Below are 22,731 nucleotides of genomic sequence, written 5' to 3'. Positions count from 1 at the left end.
TTAACAAAAACACTTCTCAGAACCCGCCCCTGCACCTAAGCTGACAGAGCCTACCAGGAACGGCCATCGCGAGAACGGACGACGGCCCAGCGGCTACATCCGAAAGGAAGCCGAGATGGGGTCGATTTGTGTCCGGCTGGCGCCCTCGAACGGACGAAGGGGAGGTCTTTCAGCAGTGTCGGATATCAAAACCTATTCGGATTATCGGGCGTCATCGCCCGCCTCGAGACGTTTTGCGGCCATGCTGGGTCTGGGCTTGGTGCCCCTATGCCTTGCAGCGCCGGCGAGGGGAAGCGGCTTCGCAGTCGAGGACCAGAACGCCCTAACCTTGGGCACGGCGCAGGCGGGACAGGCAGCGATCGCGGCCGATGCGACGACGGTCCATCACAACCCGGCCGGAATGATTCGCCTGCCCGACACGCAGGGCGTGCTCTCCGGCGTCTATATCGCGCCGTCGGCCAAATTCGAGAATGAAGGCTCCAGCCTCGGCGGAGCGCCGCTTGCCGGTGGGAACGGCGGCGACGCCGGTACGGAGAGCTTCATTCCGACCTTCTATCTGTCGACGAGTCCTCTCGACGGGCTGAAGCTCGGCCTCGCGGTGACGGTGCCCTTCGGCCTCGGGTCCGACTATGATCCGGACTGGATCGGTCGATACCACACGATCGAGTCCGACCTGAAGACGATCAACGTCAATCCCGCGCTTGCGGTCCGCCTCAGCGAGACCCTCTCGCTCGGCGGCGGGGTAAATTTCCAGTATCTCGATGCGGAACTCACCAACGCCGTCGATTTCGGCTCGCTGCTCGGCTTTCCCCAGGCCGTGGACGGTCGCGCGGAGCTGACCGGCGACAATTGGGCGGTGGGGTACAATCTGGGGCTGCTCTACCAGCCGTCCGACCGTCTTCGAGTCGGCCTCGCCTATCGGTCGCGGGTCCATCACGACGTCGAGGTGGACGCCGATTTCGACGTTCCCGCGGCGGCGAGTCCGCTGCAGGCAGCCGGCCTCTTCAACGATACCGGCGGGCGCACGGAGGTCACCTTGCCCGAGTCGGTTTCGCTCAGCGCCTATTACGACGTCACCCCAAGATGGGCGCTCCTCGCGGACGTGACCTGGACCCGCTGGAGCCGGTTCGAGCAGTTGGCCGTTCAGTTCGACAATCCGCTCCAGCCGGCCATCGTCGAGCCCCAGGAATGGAACGACTCGTTCCGGGTCTCGGCGGGCGCGCGCTTCGCGCCGACGGAGGACTGGGTCTTCCGCGCCGGCATCGCCTATGACGAGACGCCGATCCCGGACGAATTCCAGCGGCCGCGGCTCGTCGTCGGCGACCGCGTCCTGGTCGCGGTCGGCGCAGGCTATCGCGTTTCCGACCGCATCACCGTCGATGCCGGCTACATGCACAGCTTCTCGGAGGACGTGTCCGTCGACATCACCAACCCGAACGCCGGCCGGCTCGTCGGCGACTACGACCTCGATGCCGACCTTTTCGCGCTGCAGGTTTCGGTCAAGTTTTAGGATTGCCGCCCCCGCTTCAGGAGCCGTAGGCGCAGCGCGTTCAGCTTGATGAAGCCTTCGGCGTCGCGCTGGTCGTAGACCTGGTCCTCCTCGAAGGTGACGTGGGCGAGGCTGTAGAGCGAGTTCGGCGATTTGCGGCCGACGACGGCGACCGAACCCTTATAGAGCTTGAGCCGCACCGTGCCGGCGACATGCTCCTGGCTCTTGTCGATCAGGGCCTGCAGCATCTCGCGCTCCGGCGAGAACCAGAAGCCGTTATAGACCAGCTCGGCATAGCGCGGCATCAGCTCGTCCTTCAGGTGGCTGGCGCCGCGGTCGAGCGTCAGGCTCTCGATCGCACGGTGGGCGGCGTGGAGGATCGTGCCGCCGGGCGTCTCATAGACGCCGCGCGACTTCATGCCGACGAAGCGGTTCTCGACAAGGTCGAGCCGGCCGATGCCGTTCTCGCCGCCGAGGCTGTTCAACCGGGTGAGCAGCGCCGCCGGCGAGAGCCGCTCGCCGTCGATCGCGACGGCATCGCCGCGCGCGAACTCGATCTCAACATAGGTCGGGCGGTCGGGCGCCGCCTCGGGCGCGACGCTGCGGCTGTAGACATGCTCCTCCGGCTCGACCCAGGGGTCCTCGAGCGCCTTCCCCTCGGCCGAGATGTGCAGCAGGTTCGCGTCGACCGAGAACGGCGCCTCGCCACGCTTGTCCTTGGCGATCGGAATCTGGTGCTTCTCGGCGAAGTCGATCAGCTTGCTGCGCGAATTGAGGTCCCATTCGCGCCAGGGAGCGATCACCTTGATGTCGGGGTTGAGCGCGTAATAGCCGAGCTCGAAGCGGACTTGATCGTTACCCTTGCCGGTGGCGCCGTGCGAGACCGCGTCGGCGCCGGTCTCGGCTGCAATCTCGATCTGGCGCTTGGCGATCAGCGGCCGGGCGATCGAGGTGCCGAGCAGATAGACACCTTCATAAAGGGCGTTGGCGCGGAACATCGGAAAGACGTAGTCGCGGACGAAGGTTTCGCGCAGATCCTCGACATAGATTTCCTTGATGCCGAGCATCTCGGCCTTCCGCCGCGCCGGCTCCAGCTCCCCGCCCTGGCCGAGATCGGCGGTGAAGGTCACGACCTCGCAGCCATAGGTCTCCTGCAGCCATTTCAGGATGACCGATGTGTCGAGGCCGCCGGAATAGGCGAGCACGACCTTGTTGACGCCGCGAGACATGACAGGCCCTTTCACGTGAAGAAGAAGCGGATGAAACCGGCGCGGAGTATAGGCAAACGCCCTTTCGCCGCAAGTCCGTAGCCCTGCGACACTCTCGGCGGCTCAGGGTGCGACGCAGCCCTCGCCCATGAGATCAGCGCGGTCGGTCGGGTGATAGCGGATCAGCAGCCGGCGCGGCAGGCTGCGGCGGGCATAGAGCCGCGACTCCAGTTCCGAAACGAGGGGATCGATGTCCTGCTGCGGGTCGCGATAAAGGATGCCGCCGCGGTAATCGAGGAAGGAGAGATGGATCGTCGTGGTCGGCAGGACCCACAGCCGTTCCCGCTCGATTGGCGAGCTCTCCGCGCCGGTCCGTGGCGTATCGCAGACACGGTCAGGCTGGCCATGCCGGTTGCGGAGCTCATCCACCGCGGCCTGGAAGGCCGCAGGGGTGGCTTGGGCGTTGCGTCGTTCGAGCAGAACCTGCTGGAGTTGGCCTTGCGCGTCCATCTGGAACAGCGCCCGGTAGGAAAACCCGCCAACCTCGGTCTCGGGCAGGGACCGGCCGACCGTTGCCTCGTGATAGACCAGCGGCGGATCGATGGTCCTCAGGCGCTCCCCGAACTGCGCGTCGAGATCGGCATTGGTCATGCCCCAGCGCGTCTCGCCCCAGCCGGAGACGTCCGCCTCGCGCGCGAACGCACCGGCCGCCGCGAGCACCAAGACCGGCGCGACGAGGCGCGCCCATCGGCGCACCCCTCGGCCCCGATCCCGACGCGTCCGCGTGCCGCCATTCATCGAACATCACGTAGATAGGTCGCCGGATCGAACCAAGGCTCCTCGGCCCAGAAACCATTCCCAGAAACCGTTCGCGGCGTGGATTAGGCCGGAACGTGCTGCACTTGCTCGCGGGAAACTGTCGATCAGTGCCGCGCAAGGATGGCTGTCATCGGGAATATCCGGTCCCCAAGCAACGGTGGCCGCTCGCCATTCTTCCGCGGGCCTCGATCAAGGCTGTTCCGGGTCGGCCACTTTCAGGATGACGGCTCGGTCCGGTCCGATAAGCCGTCCATCCTCTGTGCGGACATCGAGCCGTACCGCCTGGCCGGTATCGCGGTCGACCAGCCTCGAATGCTTCTCGCCCGGCTCGAACAGATACTGCTCGCCCCATTGCCTGAGGGCCACCATCACGGGGAAGAGATCGCGCCCCTTTTCGGTCAGGTGATACTCCTGATGCGCACCGCCGTTGGCGGCCGGGACAGCCTTCAGAATGCCGCGCGCGATCAGCGTACGTAACCGCTCGGAAAGAATGTTTTTGGCTATGCCGAGGCTCTTCTGGAACTCGCTGAACCGCGTCAACCCGTCGAACGCATCGCGGACGATCAACAGCGACCACCAGTCGCCGATTACGTCCAGCGATCTGGCGCTCGGGCAGTAATCCCCTTTGAGGCTTCTTCGCTTGACCATGAGTCCCTTCACACCCTCTGGAACGGATCGCGATGTAATTTTGGTTGCATTATAAAACCCGATCTGCTACCGATCAAATGGTTTCATAATGAAACCAATTCAATGCGGGGGTTTGCCATGCAATCGGGATGCGAAACGGCTTCCATCGGCACCACCGGCACCGGCGCGTGCTCCCAAGAGGGCCAGGGGGAGGATCGGGTTGCCGATGGTGACGGCGAAGGAGTCGCGTCGCGGCTCTCTCGCCCGATTACCCTGCTCTTCGCGGTGGCGAGCGGGCTCGCCGTCGCCAATGCCTATTTTGCCCATCCGCTGCTCGATCTGATGGCGGACGATCTCCGCCTTCCGCGAGCGACGGTGGGCCTGATCGTCGCGGTGACGCAGGTGGGCTATGGGCTGGGGCTGATCCTGCTGGTACCGATTGGCGACCTCGCCGATCGGCGCAAGCTCGTGGTCATACAGTCGCTTCTCTCGGTTCTTGCGCTTATCGCGGTCGGCTTCTCGTCGACCGGAGTGATGCTGCTGGCGTCGATGGCCGCGATGGGCTTGTTCGCGGTCGTGACGCAGACCTTTGTCGCTTATGCCGCAAGCCTGGCGCGGCCAGCCGAGCGGGGGCAGGTCGTCGGTGTGGTGACGAGTGGCATCGTCCTCGGCATCCTGCTTGCTCGCACCGTCTCCGGGATGCTCGCCGACCTTTCGGGCTGGCGCACGGTCTACCTCGTCTCAGCCGGCCTGACGATCATCATCGCCGCGCTTCTCCATAAGGTTCTGCCGCCACAAGAGAATCGAGAAGAGCGGATTTCCTATCCGCGCCTGATCGGCTCGCTCGCCACCCTCTTCGCAGAAGAACCGGTGCTTCGCATCCGGGCGGTGATTGCCATGCTGATATTCGCCAACATAACAACGCTTCTGACACCGCTGGTATTGCCGCTGAGCGCACCGCCGTTTTCACTGTCGCACACCGCGATCGGCCTCTTCGGTCTTGCAGGCGCTGCGGGCGCGCTCGGCGCCGCAAGGGCGGGGCGATGGGTCGACCGGGGATTGGGCCAACGCACCACCGGCGTCGCGCTCGCGCTCATGCTTTTCGCCTGGTTGCCGATTTCGCTGTTGCCGCAATCGATTTTCTGGCTGATTGTCGGGGTTCTCGTCATCGATTTCGGATTGCAGGCGGTGCACGTCACCAATCAGGGTATGATCTACCGCGTCAAGCCCGAGGCGCAGAGCCGCCTGACCGCCGCTTACATGATTTTTTACTCCATCGGCAGCGCCATTGGCTCCTCGTCCTCGACAATGGTCTATGCCCATGCGGGCTGGAACGGAGTCTGCCTGCTCGGCGCCGGTATCGGCGCACTGACGCTCGCCTTCTGGGCGGTGACCTTGCGCGCGACACCTGCAACAGCGACCAGGGCGATCTGCAGCGCCTAGAGCGGGATGACGACAGGTACGATCACTTGAAGATCGCACCTGTCGTCATCCCGCTCTATCCTTGGATTCCAGAGCAAGATTCAGACATGAGGTCGAGCCGACCTCATGTCATCTTGCTCTAGAGACGCTTGCGGGAGAACGAACGCCCGTGCCTTCGATCTCGGCGCGGCCCGCCTCTCCCGTTATCCGTGGGCGGCGGCGCGCTGGCTCGCGCGCAGGCGAACGCTCTCGGACTTCAGCTGGCCGCAGGCCGCCATGATGTCCTGGCCGCGCGGCGTGCGCACGGGCGAGGCATAGCCGGCATCGAAGACGATCTGGCTGAACTGGGCGATGACCTCGTCGGTCGAGCACTCGAAGGGTGAGCCAGGCCAGGGATTGAAGGGGATCAGATTGACCTTGGCGGGAATGCCCTTCAGCAGCCGCACGAGCGCACGCGCATCGGCCGGCGAATCGTTCACATCGCGCAGCATGACATATTCGAAGGTGATGCGCCGGGCGTTGTTCAGGCCGGGATAGCTGCGGCAGGCGTCGAGCAGCTCCGCGATCGGATATTTGCGGTTGATCGGCACGATCTCGTCGCGGATCTCGTCTGTCACGGCGTGGAGCGATATCGCGAGATTCACGTTCAGCTCCGCGCCACAGCGCCGGATCATCGGCACCACGCCCGCAGTCGAGAGCGTGATCCGCCGCTTCGAGATGGAGATGCCCTCGCCATCCATGACGATCTTGAGCGCCTTGGCGACGTTGTCGTAGTTATAAAGCGGCTCGCCCATGCCCATCATCACGATGTTGGACAGCAGCCGGCCGTCCTGGGGCGAGGGCCATTCGCCGAGCGCGTCCCGCGCCAGCATCACCTGGCCGACGATCTCGGCGGCGGACAGGTTGCGCACGAGCCGCTGGGTGCCGGTATGGCAGAACCGGCAGGTCAGCGTGCAGCCGACCTGAGACGAGACGCAAAGGGTGCCGCGATCCGACTCCGGGATATGGACCGCCTCGACCTCCTGCCCGTCCGGGAACGCCAGCAGCCATTTGCGGGTGCCGTCCACCGACTGCAGCGCCCGGTTGACGGCCGGGCGCTGAATGACATAGCGCTCGGCGAGACGGGCGCGAAAATCCTTCGCCAGCGAGCTCATGGCGGCGAAATCGGTGACGCCGCGATGGTAAATCCAATGCCAGAGCTGGCGCGCGCGGAACGGCGGAGCGCCGATCGACGCAAGCTCCGCCGTCAGCTCGTCCCGGCTGAGGCCCACCAAATTGAGGCGGCGGTCCGCCGTCGCGGCTCCTGGTTCAAACTGTTGTGCGTGCCCAAGGCTGCTCATTGGGGGCTGCTCATTCCCGATTCTTCCGGCTTGACCGGCTCCAGATGGCGATCACGACGCGACGTCGCAAGCCTCGTTGATCGCGCCATACGCCTTCGAGAAGCCCATCAGCGAGTAGGTGTCCGTCGTCTCGGTCCCGCGTGAGGACACACCCTGAACCACCATCTCCCGACCTTTTCTCATCGCGTCGACCAGCTTTTTGTCGGTGTCACCGTCCACCGCCCAGGCGCCGTCATCCTGGGTGAAGAGCGTGAATTCCTGATCGTCGATCTCAGCGGTCACCTCGCTGCCATCGTCGTAGGTGTAACCGGCGATGAAGGTGACGACATTGAGCGACTGGTTGGCCGGGCGGTGCGTCACCAGCGCATAGACGCGACCGCGCTGCGTGTAGTCGCCCTTCATGTCGAGCGGTTCGCTGGTGATGTAGCAAACCAGATTGCCTTCCTCCTCGAAGGTCACCGCCGCCCAATCGTCGAACTGCCCGATCGACTTGGGCTGTGGAGCGCCGAAGGCCGGTCCCACTACGCCGAGACAGAGCGCAAAGGAAAGGATCAGAGGCGAGAGTTTCATGCGAGCCAAACTACCGTGTTGTGAGAACCGCTGCAGTTTGCCGAGCAGCCGATGAGGCGTTTCGCGCCGAACGGTCGACATTCTGCGATATGCGCCAAAGTTTCCGCCCAAGGGTCCCCGCCCAGGGACCCCCGCCAAGTCATCCGATCCGGGTGATCCGAGATCGCCCCGGCCGCGTAACAGGCTTTAATGGAACAGGCCGTCCCGTTGCAAGAGCCTTGGTTCCTGAAAGGGCCGGTAGCGACCGAGGGGGCGACCGAGGGGCGACCAGGATGGCGCGGTCCGGCTTGTGGCCGGAGCGGCCATGGCCTTAGATAAGGCCATGGAGCGCAACCGTGATTCCGAGCGTGAGTCCGGGGTGCCCCCCGCCGGATCGAGGTTTGACGACCTCCTGCGAGCGGTGGCCCTGACCCGCGACCGCACCGCATTCGCGGAGCTGTTCCGGTTTTTCGCCCCCCGCGTCAAATCCTATCTGATGCGCCTGGGAGTCGACGCGGCGCTGGCAGAGGAGCTGATGCAGGAAGCGATGATCATGGTGTGGCGGCGGGCCGACAGTTTCGACCCGAGGCAGGCCAGTGTCGGAACCTGGATCTTCACGATCGCCCGAAACAAGCGCATCGACGCGCTCCGCCGCGAGAAACGGCCGACGCCGGACCCGGCCGACCCGGCTTTGTCCGGTGATCCGCCCGTATCGGCGGAGGCGCGCGTGGCGGGCGCCGAAACCGAGCGCCGCATGCGGCGCGCCCTGGAGCAATTGCCGGCCGAGCAGGCCGAACTGATCAAGATGGCGTATTTCGACGATGAGACCCACAGCATGATCGCGGCGAAGACCCGGCTCCCGCTCGGCACGGTGAAGTCGCGGCTGCGGCTTGCGCTCGGGCGGCTGCGGCGAACGCTCGAGGACATCGTCTGAATGGCTGCGCACCACCCGAGCGAGGAGAGCCTGATGGCCTATGCGGCCGGGTCGCTGAGCGAGCCGATGGCGCTGCTGATCGCAACGCACCTCGCGCTCTGCCCGGGCTGCCAACGTCGCAGCCTCGATTACGAGACGCTCGGCGGCATTCTGCTGGCGAACCTGCCGCCGGTGGAGATCGCCCCGGACTGCTTGCAGACGGTCCTGCCGCGGCTGGATAACGAAGCGGGCATGGCGGCGGATGCGGAAGCGCGCGCAGAGGTGGAATCGGGGCCGGCGCGCGATCATCCGGCGCCGGATGATCCGGTTCTGCCGCAGCCGTTGCGCGACGTCATCGGCGGCGACTTGCGATCTCTCCCCTGGCAGTGGGTCATGCCCGGGCTGCACATGGCCGATCTGCGGCTTGGCCGGCCGCCGACGCGAACCCGCTTGATGCGGATCCGGGCGGGGCTGGCGCTGCCACGGCATGGCCATACGGCAACAGAGGCCGTCCTGGTCCTGGCCGGCGGGTTCTCCGACGAATACGGCCGCTGTCGGCGCGGCGATGTCCGGGTCTCCGACCCGTCCGTCACGCATCGCCAAGTCATCGACGCGGACGAGGACTGCCTCTGCCTCGTGGTCGCCGACGGGCCGGTCAAGCTGACCGGTATCCTCGGCACCATCGTCAACCGCCTGAAGGCGTTCTGATCAGTCCCCCTGGTCACCCCCCCCTTTGGGTCAGCCCCTCAGCCGGCGGCGCTGCTTCTTCTTCCAGATCGGCTCGCCATGACGGTGGGCGGTCGGGGTTGGCGTCGCGACCGGCCCGCCGGCCCGGACCGGGCGTTCGGCGAAACGGCCGAGGCTGAGCATCCGGTCATACATGGCGAGCGCACCGGCGACGCCGAGATTGACGCAGAACCGGGTCGGGATGCGGATCAGAAAATCGCAGCGCTCGATCAGCGCGGGCGACAGGCTGCCGCGCTCGGCGCCGAGCACATAGGCAGCCTGCCGCGGATGGCGAAAGCTCGGCAGCTCGAAGGCGTCGGGTACCAGCTCGAGGCCGACGAGACGGCAGCCGGCCGGCAGCGACAGGGACTCCACGTCAGGGAAGGTATGGAACGGAAGATTGACGATCGCGTCCGAGGTATCGGCATTTGCCGTTGCGCGCGCATCGAACGTCGCGGCGATGGTGAAGGCGAAGCTGGCGCCGAAGGCGTGCCCGGTCCGCAGCAGCGCCCCTAGATTCATCGGCTTGCTGACGCCTTCCACGCCGATGCCGAAATAGCCGCGCATCGCTGCTCCGCTTTTGTGAGACTTGGCAAGACCTTGTACCAGGCCCATGGCTGAGGCAAGGTGTTTGCCTGCCTGACGGATTTCGCAACCGAGCCGGAATCATCACTCCGCAATGCCGCACCAACACATGAAGACCTCGGTCTCGAGCATCGAAGGCCAGCCGACCGCGAACCCGCTAGTCGTCGAGGTCACGCGCGGTGGCATGGTGGAGAGCCGGCATCGGGCGGCCGTGGCCGTTGTCGATGCCGGGGGGACAGTCGTGGCATCCTGGGGCGATATCGAGCGGCCGGTCTATGGCCGATCGGCGATCAAGCCGCTGCAGGCGCTACCGCTGGTCGAAAGCGGCGCGGCGGATGCCTTCGGGCTCGGACCGGCCGAAATCGCCCTGGCTTGCGCCTCGCACAGCGGCGAGCCGCGCCATGTCGAGGCCGTTACCGCCTGGCTGCCGCGAATCGGCTGCAGCGTCGCGGACCTCGAATGCGGCAGTCACCTGCCCTATCACACAGCGTCGGCCGAGGCGCTGATCCGCGCCGGGACGGCGCCGACCGCCGCCTACAACAACTGCTCGGGCAAGCATGCCGGGTTCCTGACGACGGCGCGCCATCTCGGTGAGCCGACGCAGGGCTATATCCGGTACGAGCATTCGGTGCAGCAGCGGATCCTGGGGCTTCTGGAGCAGATGGCCGGGCTCGATCTCGGCGACGCGCCGCGCGGGATCGACGGCTGCGGCATTCCCGTCATCGGAATTCCACTCGGCAATACCGCGATGGCGATGGCCCGGCTGGCCGATCCGGACCGCCTGCCGCCCGCCCGGGCTGCGGCTGCGCGGCGGATCCTGGCGGCGATGGCGGCAGAGCCCTTCATGGTCGCGGGCACCGGCCGGTTCTGTACCGCCGTGATGGAGGTCACCGGGGCGGCGGTCGCGCTCAAGACCGGGGCCGAGGGCGTTTACGCGGCGGCGCTGCCGACGCTTGGCCTTGGGGTGGCCCTTAAGGTTGACGACGGCGCCGGCCGCGCGGCCGAGGTCGCGATGGGTTGTGTCCTGCGGCATCTGAAGCTGCTCTCCGCCGACCAGGAACGTGCCCTCGCGGAGCAGTTGGCGCCGCCGGTCCGGAACCGGGTCGGCCTCGAGACGGGGCGCATCCGGCCCTCCGCCGGCTGCCCGATCTGCAGCGGCTGAGGAGACGCAGCGATGCGCGCCATTCTCTGTGAGGCCTGGGGCAAGCCGGAAGATCTCGTCCTAGCCGAACATCCGGCCCCGCCCGCGCCCGGACCGGGAGAGGTGCGGATCGACGTGCGGGCGGCCGGCGTGAACTTCGCCGACATCCTGATGGTCGCCGGGCAGTATCAGGAAAAGCCGCACCTACCCTTCAGCCCCGGCTTGGAGGCGGCCGGGCTGGTGAGCGACTGCGGCCCGGGCGTTACGAAAGTCCGCCCCGGCGACCGGGTCGTCGCGCTGCTCGATCATGGCGGCTTCGCCGAGCAGGCGCTGGCCCGTGAATCGGACGTCTTCGGCATTCCGGCGGAGATGGATTTCGCCACCGCCGCCGGCTTCGCCATCGCCTACGGCACCTCGCATGCGGCGCTACGCTGGCGCGCCGATCTGCGCCCGGGCGAGATCCTGCTGGTGCATGGCGCGGCGGGCGGCGTCGGCCTGACCGCGGTAGAGATCGGCAAGGCGCTCGGCGCGACGGTGATCGCGACGGCCGGCGGGGCCGAGAAGCTGGCCGTCGCGGCGGCGCATGGCGCCGACCATCTGATCGACTATCGCGCGGAGAACATCCGCGCCCGGGTCAAGGAGATCTGCGACGGCAGCGGCGCGGACGTGGTCTTCGACCCGGTCGGCGGAGAGCCGTTCGACGCCTCGCTGCGCTGCACGAACTGGAATGCGCGGCTCGTGACCGTCGGCTTCGCCAGCGGCACTGTGCCGCAGATTCCGGCCAACATCCTGCTGGTGAAGAATCTTGCGGTGTTCGGCCTCTATTGGGGGTCCTATCGCAAGCACCAGCCCGACAGGCTGGCGGCGGCATTCGACGAGATGTTCGTCTGGTATCGCGAGGGCCGGCTCAAGCCGCATCTGTCGTACCGGCTCGATTTGGCGGAAGCTGGCCGCGCCCTGGCGCTCCTGCGCGATCGCCGATCCACCGGCAAAGTGGTGCTGACGACCGGCGGCGCGGCTGGGAGCGCCTAAGAGGCCCCACCCACTCGCCGCCACGCGTTGGTCACTGGATCGCGAAGCCAGACGCCTCCTAATGTGGCGACGCCCGGCTTGGACACCAAGCGTTAGTGATGGGGCGCTAGATTGACGCCCGCGAGCTAACACATCCAGGAGCCGGACGCCGAAACATCGTGGAGTCAGGACCTTAGCGACCTGCCAGCGCCGCCCGGGAAACGGGGCGCCAGTAACGGAAGGCTGGTTTTCCACAGCGGAGGTTGCTAATTAACCACGAACGAGAGCGGTTCCGCCAAACGACCGCCGTCGCCGAAGCGGAAGTGAAGGATAGAGACATCGGACCTTCCAACAGGATTTTCCTCAACACGAACCTCTGAAAGGCGATTCCAGACAGATGCGGAGCCAATCGAATCTGCTGTTCAAGCTTTGGCTGAAGGACCCACTGAAGATCGGCGCGATAACGCCGAGCAGCCGCCAATTGGCGGAAGCGATGGCGCGGCTGGTTCCGCCGGAGGCGACAGGTCCTGTAGTCGAACTCGGAGGCGGCACCGGTGTGGTCACCCGCGCGCTCCTCGGGGCCGGCGTTAGTGCCGACCGCCTGATCGTAGTTGAGCGGGACCCCACCCTCCACGGGCTGCTTCGCGACCGCTATTCGGACGTTACGGTCGTACTTGGCGATGCCGCGACTCTCGTGGAGACGCTGCGCCCGCATGGCATCGACCGGGCAAGCGCCGTGGTGTCCAGCCTGCCGATCCTGTCGATGCGGAAGTCCGTCCGGCGTGCCATCGTCGAGCAGAGCTTCGCCCTGCTCGAGCCGGAAGCGCCGTTCATCCAGTTCACCTACGGGCTGTTCTCGCCACTGTCGCGGCGTGAGCTGGGGCTGACCGGCCAGGTCAAAGGGCGGGTTCTCAACAATCTGCCGCCCGCCAGCGTCTGGCTGTATCACCGGCACGGAACGTTCGACATGGCCTCGGCGGGGCACCCGGCCTGAAGAGAGCTGGCCTGAGAAAGCTGGCCTGAAGAAGGCGGGCCTGACGGGTCACCGTCTCGTCTGGCCATCTCCGGGCAAGCCTCGTAGCGCCTTGGCGCCGAGACCATTACTTTACGAGCCTCGTAGGTCCGGATCTCGGTGCGGGCCGGTTCGATGCGCCCGTCACGGAGATCATGCGACTGGAACAGAGCCCCCCACATGGCGGCTTCCCCGGCGGCTTTTCCCGCGGCTTCGCGTCGGCACTTCGCACCGCGATGGGGTTGCGCCACATCGTGGTTCCGACGTTCGTCCTGCTGATCGGTCTTCTGTTCTCGCTCGCGGTCGCGATGCAGCTCTGGCGCGTCGCCGAGGCCGAGGACCGGGAGCGGTTTCAGCATGGCATCGAGCGAAAGCTGGACGGCATTCAGGATCGCCTGGAAACCTATGTGGCGGTGCTGCGCGGCGCAGCGGGGCTCTTCACCGCAAGCGACGATGTCGACCGAAACGGCTTTGCGACCTATGTGGACCGGCTGCAGCTTCTGGAGCGCTATCCCGGGGTCCAGGGAATCGGCTTCTCCCGGCGCGTTCCGGCGGACCGGCGGGATGAACTCACCGCCGCCATGCAGCGGCAGGGCATCGCCGGCTTCGAGATCTGGCCGCACGATCCGCGATCCGAATATCACGCGATCCTCTATCTCGAGCCGCTCGACCGGCGCAATCAATCGGCCATCGGCTATGACATGTTCACCGATCCGGTACGGCGGGCCGCGATGGAGCGCGCCCGCGACAGCGGCCTGCCCAGCGCCTCCGGGAGGGTCGAGTTGGTGCAGGAGATCGACGATCGCAAGCAGCCTGGCTTCCTGATCTATCTCCCGGTCTATGAGACGGGGAAAGTCCCGGACGAGGTGGCCGAGCGACGCGCGACGCTGCTCGGTTTCGTCTACAGCCCGTTCCGGGCCCACGATCTGTTCGACGCCATTTTTACCGAAGAGCGCAATCCCGAGCTCCGGTTTCAGGTCTATGACGGCGACATCGCGCCGGAGAACCTTCTCTATCGCTCGGATTCCGATCGCCCTGCCGGAGCGGGAGCCGATGCGCCACGATTCACCGGAATGCTTCCCGTCGAGGTGGCCGGGCGCCGCTGGACCATCTTCTTCGCCACTCGTCCCGAGTTCGAGCTCAGGTCCAGCAGAGGGATGGTGCCATTCTTCTTCGCCGGCGGTGCGCTCGTGACCGTTCTGCTGGCCGGCGCCACGTGGTTGCAGGCGCGCGCCGCCCGGACGGCGGAACTGGCGAAGGACGCGTTGCACCAAATCAACGACACCCTGGAGCAGCGCGTAAAGGAGCGAACCCATGCGCTCGAACAGACGCAGGCGGATCTCCGGGCCGTCAACGAGAATCTCGAATTGATCGTCGCGGCGCGAACCGGCGAGCTGCGCGACGCGAACGAGGAGATTCAGCGCTTCGCCTATGTCATCTCGCACGACCTTCGAGCACCGCTCGTCAACATCATGGGCTTCACCAGCGAGCTCGAGGCGGTACGGGCGGCGGTCGCCGAGCGGCTCGCCGCGCAGGAGCCGGTTCCGGCAAGCTCCAATGGCGGCCCCAACGGAGGCGACGGTCCAAGCGGCGGCCAGCCGTCCATCGACGAGGAGTTCGCCGAGGCGCTGGGCTTCATCAAGGCGTCCACGGCGAAGATGGACCGCCTGATCTCGGCGATCCTGAAGCTGTCCCGGGAGGGCCGCCGGAAGTTCGCGCCCGAGCGGCTGGACATGGAAGAGCTGGTCGCCTCGATCGCCGATACCTTACAGCACCAGCTTCAGGAACGCGGCGCCGAGATCGAGATCGGCGCGATGCCATCCCTGGTCAGCGACCGACTCGCAATCGAGCAGGTCTTCACCAATCTCCTGGAGAATGCCGTCAAATATCTGGATGATCGACGCCCTGGCCGAATTCTCGTCAGAGGGAGCGAGCAACCGGCGACCTTACGGTACGAGATCAAGGACAACGGCCGCGGGATCGATCCGAAGGATCACGAGCGGATCTTCGACCTCTTCCGCCGGGCCGGTGCGCAGGACCGCCCCGGCGAGGGTATCGGCCTGCCCCATGTCCGGACCCTGGTCCGCCGGTTGGGCGGCACGATCACCTGCGAGTCCGAACTCGGCAGAGGCTCGATCTTCGCGATAACCTTGCCGAGGAATGCATTTGCAGCCCGTAACGCAACTTGACATGAGTTGAAGCATGCAGCCCGTCACCATCATCATGGTCGAAGACGATCCCGGCCACGCCCGGCTGATCGAGAAGAACATCCGACGCGCCGGCGTCAACAATCGGATCCTGCCGTTCACCACCGGCGGCGCCGCGCTGGACCACATGCTCGGTCCCGACCGCAGCGGCCTGCCCAGCGCGAACAAGGCGTGCCTGTTGCTGCTCGATCTCAATCTGCCCGATATGAGCGGCGTCGACATCCTGAAGGCGATCAAGACGAACGAGCATACGCGGCTCATTCCCGTCGTCGTTCTGACGACCACCGACGATCAGGCGGAGATCGAGCGGTGCTACGATCTCGGCTGCAACGTCTACATCACCAAGCCGGTCGATTATGAGGGGTTCGCCAACGCGATCCGCCAGCTCGGCCTGTTCTTCTCGGTGATACAGGTGCCCGAGATTCCGGGAGACGCCGAGTGAATCTGCCGGCGGCGCCCCGCGTCCTTTATATCGACGACGATCCCGGCATCGCCCGCCTCGTCGCGAAGGGTCTCGCCCGTCACGGCGTCAGCGTCGACGTCGCTCACAATGGGCGAGACGGCACGGCGAAGGCGGCGGCGGGCGGCTTCGACGTCATCGGCCTGGACCACTTCATGCCCGAACAGGACGGCCTCACGACGTTGGCGGCGCTCAAGAGCCTGCCGGACTGCCCGCCCATCATCTATGTCACGGGAAGCGAGGATCTGAAGATTGCCGTCGCAGCGCTGAAGGCCGGAGCCGAGGACTTCGTCATCAAGGACGTGCAGGGCCAGTTCCTCGACCTGCTGCGCAACGCCATCGAGGCTGCCATGCAGCAGCTTCGGCTGCGCCGCGCCAAGGAGGAGGCGGAACAGGAGGTCCGCCGGGCCAAGGAGCGGCTCGAAGCGCTCGCGACGAAGCAGGCGGTCCTGCTACGCGAGGTCAATCATCGCGTGGCCAATAGCCTTCAGCTCATCGCCTCGCTGATCCGCCTGCAGACGTCGGTGACCAAGGACCCGGACGCCAAACAGGCCTTGCTACAGGCGAGCGAGCGCGTGTTCGCGGTGAGCCAGGTCCATCAACGGCTGTACACTTCCGACGACGTGCGGTTCGTCGAAATGGACCAGTATCTCGAGTCGCTGATCGCGGACCTGCGGCGGACCTCCGACGGAAAGGGCGACCAGTTGGTCCTGTCCGCCGACGATGTGCGGCTGGTGCCGGACCGCGCCATCGCGGTCGGCGTGATCGTCACCGAGTTGATCACGAATGCCTTCAAATATGCCTATCCCAACGGCGCCGGACCGATCCGCGTGCATATCCGCCGACTGGATTTCCGCTTGCTGTCGCTCGTCGTCGAGGATGACGGGGTGGGTCAGGCGGCTTCGGAAACGGCTGCCCTCGGAACCGGCATTGGCCGGCAGATCGTCGATGGGATGGCGGCAAGCCTGGACAGCAAGGTCGAACTGGATCCGACCCACCCGGGAACGCGCTTCACGATGACCTTCGCCGAAGCGGCGCCGAGCGGCACCACGGCAAAGTGCGTCGATCCCGAAACCGAGTCGCTTCCCCTCTGAAGAAAGGCGACGAGTCGTTTAACCGGCGTCCTCAGACAGCATCCTCGGGCAGAAAATACAGGAGATCCAGGGGCGGTGGGGGCACCGGCGTCCCCGAGAGCATCGCGTGGGCTTGCCCGCGATGGTGAGTCTGGTGGTTGAAGAAATGAGCGAGCGCCCAGACGAGGGGCGTCGTCTTCGCCTCGCCGGCGACATTCCGGTAGGCGAGCACGCCTTGCAGCGCACTGTCGCTGTAGCCGCTCACGAGCGTCAGAATCCGCTCGTCCTCCTCGATCCGAGCCGCTCTAAGCGCATCGAAATCATCGAAGAGAATCTGGTCGAGAGCATCGATGCCGGCGGACTTTCCCATGAAGCGCCCGAGCCAGATGCGGTCGGCCACGAGAAGGTGGTTCAGCGTCTTGTGGATCGAGCCGAAGAACGCCGCGCGCTGCGCGACATAGTCCGCGCGCGTCAGGCGACCGCAGGCATCGTAGAGCCTGCGGTTCGCCCAGGCGTTATAGCGCGCGAGACGCTGAAAATAGCTGCGCTCCATCTGGTCGGGACCGCCCTAGGGGCGCCAGAACGGCTTAGACACCTCCGCCTCGATATCGGCCCGACTCAGCCCGATATCCTGCAGCATGTAGTCGTCCATGCTCTGCAGGCGAAGGCGGTCGGCCCGACGCTGCTGCCATGCGAACAGGGTATCGACGACCCGTTCGAGGCCGGCATCGACGGCCGCCACCAGAGCGGGCATGAAACCACGGACCGGCCGCTCGGCAGAGAGACTCCGCGGCATCGATCCGCAAACGTCGCTCGAGGATGTCTTCACACACTGAGTCATCGTCATTTTCCTCACAGGCAAGAGTCGTTTCCTGACGGCAATTCACCGGATTGGCCGGAGTGATACTTCTCTTGAGTGACAAAATGACTGTTCTTGTTGTTGCCGACAAACGATCCTTTCTCATAGGATCGGTTAGATAAATTGACGCGAGAAACGGGCCATGGCCGATCGCCTGCCGCCGCTCAAGGCCGTGCATTATTTCGTCGTCGCCGCCCGCTTGCTGAGCTTCACCAGGGCGGCGCAGGAGCTGCATGTCACCCACAGCGCCGTCAGCCACCAGATCAAGGCGCTGGAGGACTGGCTCGGCGTTCCCCTCTTCCGCCGCCTCAACCGGACCGTCGTCCTGACGGAGGCCGGGCAGTCCTATTTGAAGCCCCTGCGCGAGATCTTCGAGCGGCTGGCCGATGCCTCGCGGCAGGTGCGCCAGCAGGACCAGAGCGGTCCGCTGACGGTCAGCACCATGCCCTCCTTCGCCGCCAAATGGCTGGTACCGCGGCTGCGCGGCTTTCGCGAACGCCATCCGGAGATCGATGTGCGGATCTCCGCGACCGAGAAGCTCGTGGATTTCGAGCGAGACGACGTCGACCTGGCGATCCGCTACGGCCGCGGGAATTGGCCGGGACTACGGATCGAGCCCTTGCTGACTGAGCATCTGTTTCCGGTCTGCAGCCCGAAGTTGCTGGAGGGTCCGGCCCCGCTGCGGGTGCCGGCCGATCTCGCCCATCATCCTCTTCTCCACGATTCCGATTGGAACGAGGATTTCTGGTCACGCTGGCTGGCCGTTGCCGGCGTTGACGGCGTCTCGCCACGGCGGGCGCTCAGCTTCAATTATTCCAACCTGATGCTTCAGGCGGCGATCGACGGGCTGGGCGTCGCGCTCAGTCACAACGCGCTGGCCGGCGACGATCTCGCGGCCGGCCGCCTCGTCAAGCCGTTCGATATCTGCCTGCCGACGGAGTTCGCCTTTTATCTGGTCGCGCCGGAATCGAATGCCGACCGACCGAAGATCGTCGCTTTTCGTGACTGGCTGTTGGCCGAAGCCGCGCGCGGCAAGGGCGCGGAATAGGCGTATCAGCCTTACCGGACAGGCTGGGCCTCAAGCGGGCGCCGGGGCGCGCTTCCGGCGTCGCACCAGCACCAGAAGGTTGCCCGCCAGCACGAGCCCGACGCCGATGGCGGCAAGCGCGGTCCAGCGATAGCCTTCGAACAGCGTCGAGACGGCCAGCGCCACCATCGGAAACAGCACCGTGGCATAGGCTGCGCGGTCGGCGCCGATCCGCTGCAGCAGGGTGAGGTAAAATCCGAACCCGAGCACCGAGGCGAACAGCGCGAGATAGATCAGCGACAGGACATAGGTCCACGACCAGTCGAAAGCGAGCGGCGCGCCGCCGCCGAGCGCGAGGCCAAGCGACAGCGCCGCGCCATAGGCCATGCCGATGGCGTTGCTTTCCACCACGGGAATCCGCGCCTGCTTATGGCGGACCGAGACCATGTTGCCGAGCGAGGCGAGATAGGTAGCGATCAGCGACAGGCCGAGGCCGAGCGCCGCCTCCCGGGAGAACTCGAAACCCGCCACCTCCGGCCAGAACACCAAGCCGAGACCGACCAAGCCGAAAAGCGCGCCCACCGCGACCCGCGGGTCCACCGCATGGCGGAAGAACAGCGCGCCATTCGCGATATTCATTACGACGATGGTCGAGAAGCAGACCGCCAGCAGCCCGCTCGCCAGATGCGCGGCCGCCTCATAGAACAGCATGTAGTTCAGCGAGAAGAGGGACGCCCCCTGCAGCGCCATGAACAGGTGGTCGCGAAGCGGGAAGCGCAGCCGCCGTCCGGTCGCGACGCAGAACAACAGCAGCATTCCGGCCGACAGGATGAAGCGGTAGGTGATCGACAGCTCCGGCGCGACGACGCCGAGCTGAAGCTCGATCGCGAACCATGACGTGCCCCAGAACAGCACGGTGAAAGCATAGAGCAGACCGGCGGACACGGGTTTCGAGACTTTCGACGGATGGAAGGGCAGGCAACCTTAAGGCCGCGCGACGTTCTCTGCCAGATCCCTTCGCGCATGGGAGCAATGCGGAATGAAGCTGCTTCCGCGGCCGAGCGCCATTCCTCATGCTTCGACAGGCTCAGGATGAGGGCACCGAATCCCCACGCTGAGCCTGTCGAAGCATGAGCCTGTCGAAACACGTTCACGGGCTCCGGATCTGTGTTTACCCGGCGCGGGCTGTGACACCGGGCACGTAGGTCTTCCGTTCAAGCCACGCAAGAAGTTCGGCCACTGTTGCCGTCAAAACCAGATAGACAAGAGCAACCAAAACGAACGTATTGAAGAACTCAAACGTCTGATAGCCTATCTTTTCTGCACGTGCCGTAATCTCGGTGACGCCGATCGCAAAGGCAATAGAGGTGAACTTGAGCTCGAGGATCGCTTCGTTGGACCACTGCGGAAGAACGCGGCGCAAGGCCTGAGGCAAAACAATTTGTATGAGAGCCTGCATGCGGCTCATGCCCATTGCCTGTGCTGCAGCCATCTGACCGGAAGGCACCGAAAGAAGCGCCCCTCGAAAATACTCCGCCTGATAGGCCGAGGTGTTTAGCCCGATAGCCACGACGGCCGCAGTGAAGGGATCGAATACGATCCCGATCTCAGGCAGCCCCAGATATATGAAGAACATCTGCACCAGCATGGGTGTGCCGCGGAAGATCTCGACATAAACAGTGGCGAGACTGTAAGCGAGGCGCCCGCCATAGATTCGGCACCATGCCAAGAGCAGGCCAAAAAAGAACCCGAACGTGATCGCGAGAATCCAGAGCGCCAAGGTCGTTGGCAAGCCCTCCAGAATGTAAGGCAGGTGTTCAGCGGCGAAATCGAGGAACTCGCTCATACCGCCTCTTGCTCGCCGATCGCCTTGAGAAAGCCTCGGGTACGGTCACTTCTAGGATTTCTGAGGATAACCTCGGGCGTCGCCTCCTCGACGATGTAGCCGCCCTCCATGAAAATTATCTTGTCGGCGGCAGAACGTGCAAAGGCAACTTCGTGGCTGACGACGAGCATCGTCATGCCTTCGCTGGCGAGTTGCTTCATGACGGCGACGACTTCGCCCGTCAGTTCCGGGTCGAGAGCCGACGTCGGCTCGTCGAACAGAATCACCTTTGGATCCATGGCCAGAGCCCGGGCGATTGACGCCCTCTGCTGCTGTCCACCGGACAACTGCGCCGGATAATAATTCGCCCGATCCTCCAGCCCGACGCGGCGCAACTCGGTCAGGGCCCGTTCCGTGGCCTCTTCCTTCGACTGTCCGAGTATCCTGCGCGGTCCGATGCGAACATTGTCGAGTACCGTCAGGTGCAGGAACAGGTTGAAATCCTGGAACACGAAGGCGAGGCGTTGGCGAATCTTGTTGATGTTCTCGGACGTGAGCTCCTCACCCTCTAGGAAAACCCGACCCTCATCAGGTGGCGTCAAGTGATTGATGCAGCGAAGGAGCGTCGACTTGCCGGTGCCGGAGGGCCCCATGATGACCTTCGCCTCGCCGCGGGCAAGCTCGAGCGAGACGCCGTTGAGAACCGCGTGATCGCTGTAGCGCTTCACGATGCTCTCGACCCTGAGGACAGTGCTCATGCGCGCCTCCGTTCGAAACCAGGAACCGTCATCCTGGCCTCAAGCCGGTAGAGCGCGATGTTCCCCAGCCGGTTGATGATGAAGTAGATGATAGCAACGACACCGAACACGATCAGGATGTTTCCCTGTGTGCTTGAGATGATGTACTTGGCTTGGCGTGTCAGTTCGATTACGCCGATGACGTAGGCGAGTGAGGTCGCTTTCAGTTCGGAAGAGAACTCATTCGTCCATGGACCGATGGCATGGCGCATCGCTTGAGGAATGACGATGCGGAAGATGGCTTCCACCCGCCCCATGCCGAGCGCTCGTGCGGCCATCATCTGCCCAACCGGTACGGCTTGGATCGCTCCCCGGAAGATCTGTGACTGGTAGGCGGTCGAGCGCAGACCGAGCGCGAGCACGGCCGCCAGGAATGGCGGGATCTCAATGAAATCGGAAACGCCGTAGTAGGACAGGAGCAGAAGAACAACGGCCGGGATACCGCGAAACACACGCTCGAAAACGATGCCGCAGACCCTCGCAAGGCGGCCGCCATAGACCTCCACGAGTGCAAGCGCCAGCCCAAGAACGAGGCCTATGGCCAGGAGGCCCGCCAGAAGCTGCAATGCGATCCAGGTGCCGTGGAGCAGGTACGGAAGATTATCGTACAGGGTATTCCAGATCATCAGAACCTCGGATGAACGGCAACTTCTGGCGTAGCAGCATTAACCGGGGTATCCGGGGATCGGCTCCTGGTAGCTGTCCACGTAGTCCGGCATGGCCGTTGGAATGGCGCGGATGGTTGCCTCCGGCGTGTACCGGTGAACGATCTCCGCCCATTTCCCGTTCTTGTAGATGTTCATGATGCCCTTGTTGAGCTTCTCAAGCAGATTGTTGGGGTCACCCTCCTGCACCGCAAGCGCCTGCGGCTGGTTCTGCTGGATCGTTCCGACGATTTTGAGATCGCGGCCCTTGCTGATCAGGCTTTCGGCGGTGTCGGTACTCGTCACCACGGCATCGAGGCGGCCTATGCCGAGATCTTCGACCGCAGTCACGTAATCCTCATATCCCCGCAACGTGATGTCGACGCCGCTGTCGACGAGGTTCTGTTGCAGCCATGTGTGCTGCGTCGCACCGGACTGGGCCCCGACAGTTGCACCGCAACAGAGCGCGGTCACGGCGTTCTTGTCGCTATCGGAAGCGACCAGGATCTCGTCGTCGTTCTCCCACCACGGGATCGTGAAGTCGAGCACCTCGGCGCGCTCGGCTGTAACGTTCAGACCCGTGACGAGAAGATCGATATGGCCCTTCGAGAGGGCTGGAATCAGGGATGGCCACGGCAGCTCGCGAAACTCGACATTCAAGCCCTGATCTGCGGCAATGGCGCGCATCGCATCGATGGCGATGCCCTTGAACTCGCCGCTCTCGACGTAGGCCCAAGGAGGGAAAGACCCTTCGACGCCGGCGACAAGCGGATCGCCCTCTTGCGCATAGGCTGTCACTGAGACAGCGGTCAGAGCCATGGTGGCCAGAAGTATTCTCTTCAACTTAAGCTCCCTATTTACTTCGTTTTGGAGGAACAAGGCGATATGGCTGGGGTCGCCCAGCCACTTCGGAGCGGTCGCAGCCTTCACATCCAGATAATTTGCGCTTGGCTCAACCAGACTTACTGACGGATTGCCAAACAGCTCAATGCCATTG

24 protein-coding genes are annotated in these 22,731 nt (G+C 64.7%); 11 read left to right on the top strand and 13 right to left on the bottom strand.

Annotated elements, in window-relative coordinates; all coding sequences use genetic code 11:
* Positions 1-175: 175 nt before the first annotated feature.
* Positions 176-1,510: an OmpP1/FadL family transporter gene (locus DT069_RS12975; protein ID WP_162913174.1), complete on the top strand. Its 1,335-nt coding sequence runs from the start codon at positions 176-178 to the stop codon at positions 1,508-1,510.
* On the opposite strand, the gene DT069_RS12970 is transcribed toward DT069_RS12975, so the two are convergent.
* From DT069_RS12970 to DT069_RS12960, 3 genes are all read right to left on the bottom strand, one after another.
* Positions 1,507-2,718 carry an argininosuccinate synthase gene (locus DT069_RS12970; protein ID WP_119460713.1) on the bottom strand — a complete coding sequence of 404 codons (1,212 nt, stop codon included), beginning with the start codon at positions 2,716-2,718 and terminating at the stop codon, positions 1,507-1,509. The two genes, DT069_RS12975 and DT069_RS12970, sit on opposite strands and share 4 nt — an antisense overlap.
* 102 nt (positions 2,719-2,820) lie before the next feature.
* Complete coding sequence (locus tag DT069_RS12965) at positions 2,821-3,453, bottom strand: hypothetical protein (protein ID WP_119460712.1); 633 nt, start codon at positions 3,451-3,453, stop codon at positions 2,821-2,823.
* Between the two features lie 252 nt (positions 3,454-3,705).
* On the bottom strand, positions 3,706-4,164 hold the full coding sequence (locus DT069_RS12960) for a winged helix-turn-helix transcriptional regulator (protein WP_119460711.1): 459 nt from the start codon (positions 4,162-4,164) through the stop codon (positions 3,706-3,708).
* A 102-nt stretch (positions 4,165-4,266) separates the two neighbouring features.
* Between DT069_RS12960 and DT069_RS12955 the strand changes: the two genes are divergently transcribed.
* The gene (locus DT069_RS12955; protein ID WP_425450203.1) at positions 4,267-5,586 is read left to right on the top strand and encodes an MFS transporter; all 1,320 of its coding nucleotides are present in this window, start codon (positions 4,267-4,269) and stop codon (positions 5,584-5,586) included.
* Between the two features lie 182 nt (positions 5,587-5,768).
* Here DT069_RS12955 and rlmN read toward each other — a convergent pair whose 3' ends face one another.
* Entirely contained in the window at positions 5,769-6,905 is a 1,137-nt protein-coding gene (rlmN, locus tag DT069_RS12950) for a dual-specificity RNA methyltransferase RlmN (protein ID WP_119460710.1), read from the bottom strand.
* A 51-nt stretch (positions 6,906-6,956) separates the two neighbouring features.
* Complete coding sequence (locus DT069_RS12945; RefSeq protein ID WP_162913173.1) at positions 6,957-7,475, bottom strand: invasion associated locus B family protein; 519 nt, start codon at positions 7,473-7,475, stop codon at positions 6,957-6,959.
* A 304-nt stretch (positions 7,476-7,779) separates the two neighbouring features.
* Here DT069_RS12945 and DT069_RS12940 point away from each other — a divergent pair, with 304 nt between their 5' ends.
* Together DT069_RS12940 and DT069_RS12935 are read left to right on the top strand one after the other, a co-directional pair.
* Positions 7,780-8,388: a sigma-70 family RNA polymerase sigma factor gene (locus DT069_RS12940; protein ID WP_425450202.1), complete on the top strand. Its 609-nt coding sequence runs from the start codon at positions 7,780-7,782 to the stop codon at positions 8,386-8,388.
* Positions 8,389-9,075 (top strand): ChrR family anti-sigma-E factor, encoded by a 687-nt coding sequence (locus tag DT069_RS12935; protein WP_119460707.1) that lies wholly within the window; start codon positions 8,389-8,391, stop codon positions 9,073-9,075. It begins immediately after the preceding gene.
* A gap of 30 nt (positions 9,076-9,105) precedes the next feature.
* On the opposite strand, the gene DT069_RS12930 is transcribed toward DT069_RS12935, so the two are convergent.
* Positions 9,106-9,660: an RNA methyltransferase gene (locus DT069_RS12930; RefSeq protein ID WP_119460706.1), complete on the bottom strand. Its 555-nt coding sequence runs from the start codon at positions 9,658-9,660 to the stop codon at positions 9,106-9,108.
* A gap of 127 nt (positions 9,661-9,787) precedes the next feature.
* Here DT069_RS12930 and DT069_RS12925 point away from each other — a divergent pair, with 127 nt between their 5' ends.
* The 6 genes from DT069_RS12925 (at position 9,788) to DT069_RS12900 (ending at position 16,603) form a co-directional block, all read left to right on the top strand.
* Entirely contained in the window at positions 9,788-10,840 is a 1,053-nt protein-coding gene (locus tag DT069_RS12925) for an asparaginase (RefSeq protein WP_425450201.1), read from the top strand.
* A gap of 12 nt (positions 10,841-10,852) precedes the next feature.
* A complete protein-coding gene (locus DT069_RS12920) occupies positions 10,853-11,851 on the top strand; it encodes an NADPH:quinone oxidoreductase family protein (RefSeq protein ID WP_119460704.1) in 999 nt (332 codons plus the stop codon).
* Between the two features lie 376 nt (positions 11,852-12,227).
* A complete protein-coding gene (locus tag DT069_RS12915; protein WP_119460703.1) occupies positions 12,228-12,824 on the top strand; it encodes a class I SAM-dependent methyltransferase in 597 nt (198 codons plus the stop codon).
* A gap of 173 nt (positions 12,825-12,997) precedes the next feature.
* On the top strand, positions 12,998-15,031 hold the full coding sequence (locus DT069_RS12910; protein WP_119460702.1) for a CHASE domain-containing protein: 2,034 nt from the start codon (positions 12,998-13,000) through the stop codon (positions 15,029-15,031).
* A 13-nt stretch (positions 15,032-15,044) separates the two neighbouring features.
* Positions 15,045-15,491, top strand: a complete 447-nt coding sequence (locus DT069_RS12905) for a response regulator (RefSeq protein ID WP_119460701.1) — start codon at positions 15,045-15,047, stop codon at positions 15,489-15,491.
* On the top strand, positions 15,488-16,603 hold the full coding sequence (locus tag DT069_RS12900) for a histidine kinase dimerization/phosphoacceptor domain -containing protein (RefSeq protein ID WP_425450200.1): 1,116 nt from the start codon (positions 15,488-15,490) through the stop codon (positions 16,601-16,603). The genes DT069_RS12905 and DT069_RS12900 overlap by 4 nt, the downstream gene beginning before the upstream one ends.
* Positions 16,604-16,634: 31 nt before the next feature.
* Here DT069_RS12900 and DT069_RS12895 read toward each other — a convergent pair whose 3' ends face one another.
* Both DT069_RS12895 and DT069_RS12890 read right to left on the bottom strand, forming a co-directional pair.
* Complete coding sequence (locus DT069_RS12895) at positions 16,635-17,135, bottom strand: DinB family protein (RefSeq protein WP_119460700.1); 501 nt, start codon at positions 17,133-17,135, stop codon at positions 16,635-16,637.
* Positions 17,136-17,150: 15 nt separating this feature from the next.
* A complete protein-coding gene (locus DT069_RS12890) occupies positions 17,151-17,336 on the bottom strand; it encodes a DUF1127 domain-containing protein (RefSeq protein ID WP_119460772.1) in 186 nt (61 codons plus the stop codon).
* 247 nt (positions 17,337-17,583) lie between these two features.
* Between DT069_RS12890 and DT069_RS12885 the strand changes: the two genes are divergently transcribed.
* A complete protein-coding gene (locus DT069_RS12885; protein ID WP_119460699.1) occupies positions 17,584-18,489 on the top strand; it encodes a transcriptional regulator GcvA in 906 nt (301 codons plus the stop codon).
* A 30-nt stretch (positions 18,490-18,519) separates the two neighbouring features.
* Here the strand turns inward: DT069_RS12885 and DT069_RS12880 are convergent, their stop codons facing one another.
* The 5 genes from DT069_RS12880 to DT069_RS12860 all read right to left on the bottom strand — a co-directional run bounded on the left by DT069_RS12880 (position 18,520) and on the right by DT069_RS12860 (position 22,577).
* Positions 18,520-19,413, bottom strand: a complete 894-nt coding sequence (locus DT069_RS12880; RefSeq protein WP_119460698.1) for a DMT family transporter — start codon at positions 19,411-19,413, stop codon at positions 18,520-18,522.
* Between the two features lie 226 nt (positions 19,414-19,639).
* Positions 19,640-20,314, bottom strand: a complete 675-nt coding sequence (locus DT069_RS12875) for an amino acid ABC transporter permease (protein WP_119460697.1) — start codon at positions 20,312-20,314, stop codon at positions 19,640-19,642.
* A complete protein-coding gene (locus tag DT069_RS12870) occupies positions 20,311-21,051 on the bottom strand; it encodes an amino acid ABC transporter ATP-binding protein (RefSeq protein WP_119460696.1) in 741 nt (246 codons plus the stop codon). Before DT069_RS12870 ends, DT069_RS12875 begins: the two co-directional genes overlap by 4 nt.
* Positions 21,048-21,716 (bottom strand): amino acid ABC transporter permease, encoded by a 669-nt coding sequence (locus DT069_RS12865; protein ID WP_119460695.1) that lies wholly within the window; start codon positions 21,714-21,716, stop codon positions 21,048-21,050. The genes DT069_RS12870 and DT069_RS12865 overlap by 4 nt, the downstream gene beginning before the upstream one ends.
* Positions 21,717-21,755: 39 nt before the next feature.
* The gene (locus tag DT069_RS12860) at positions 21,756-22,577 is read right to left on the bottom strand and encodes a substrate-binding periplasmic protein (protein ID WP_162913172.1); all 822 of its coding nucleotides are present in this window, start codon (positions 22,575-22,577) and stop codon (positions 21,756-21,758) included.
* Positions 22,578-22,731 lie beyond the last annotated feature (154 nt).

Origin of the sequence: Virgifigura deserti, assembly GCA_003576685.1 — a bacterium.
GTDB classification, from domain to species: Bacteria; Pseudomonadota; Alphaproteobacteria; order Dongiales; family Dongiaceae; genus Virgifigura; species Virgifigura deserti.
The sequence above is the reverse complement of the archived record's forward strand: the minus strand, read 5'-3'. Positions and strand labels throughout refer to the sequence as shown.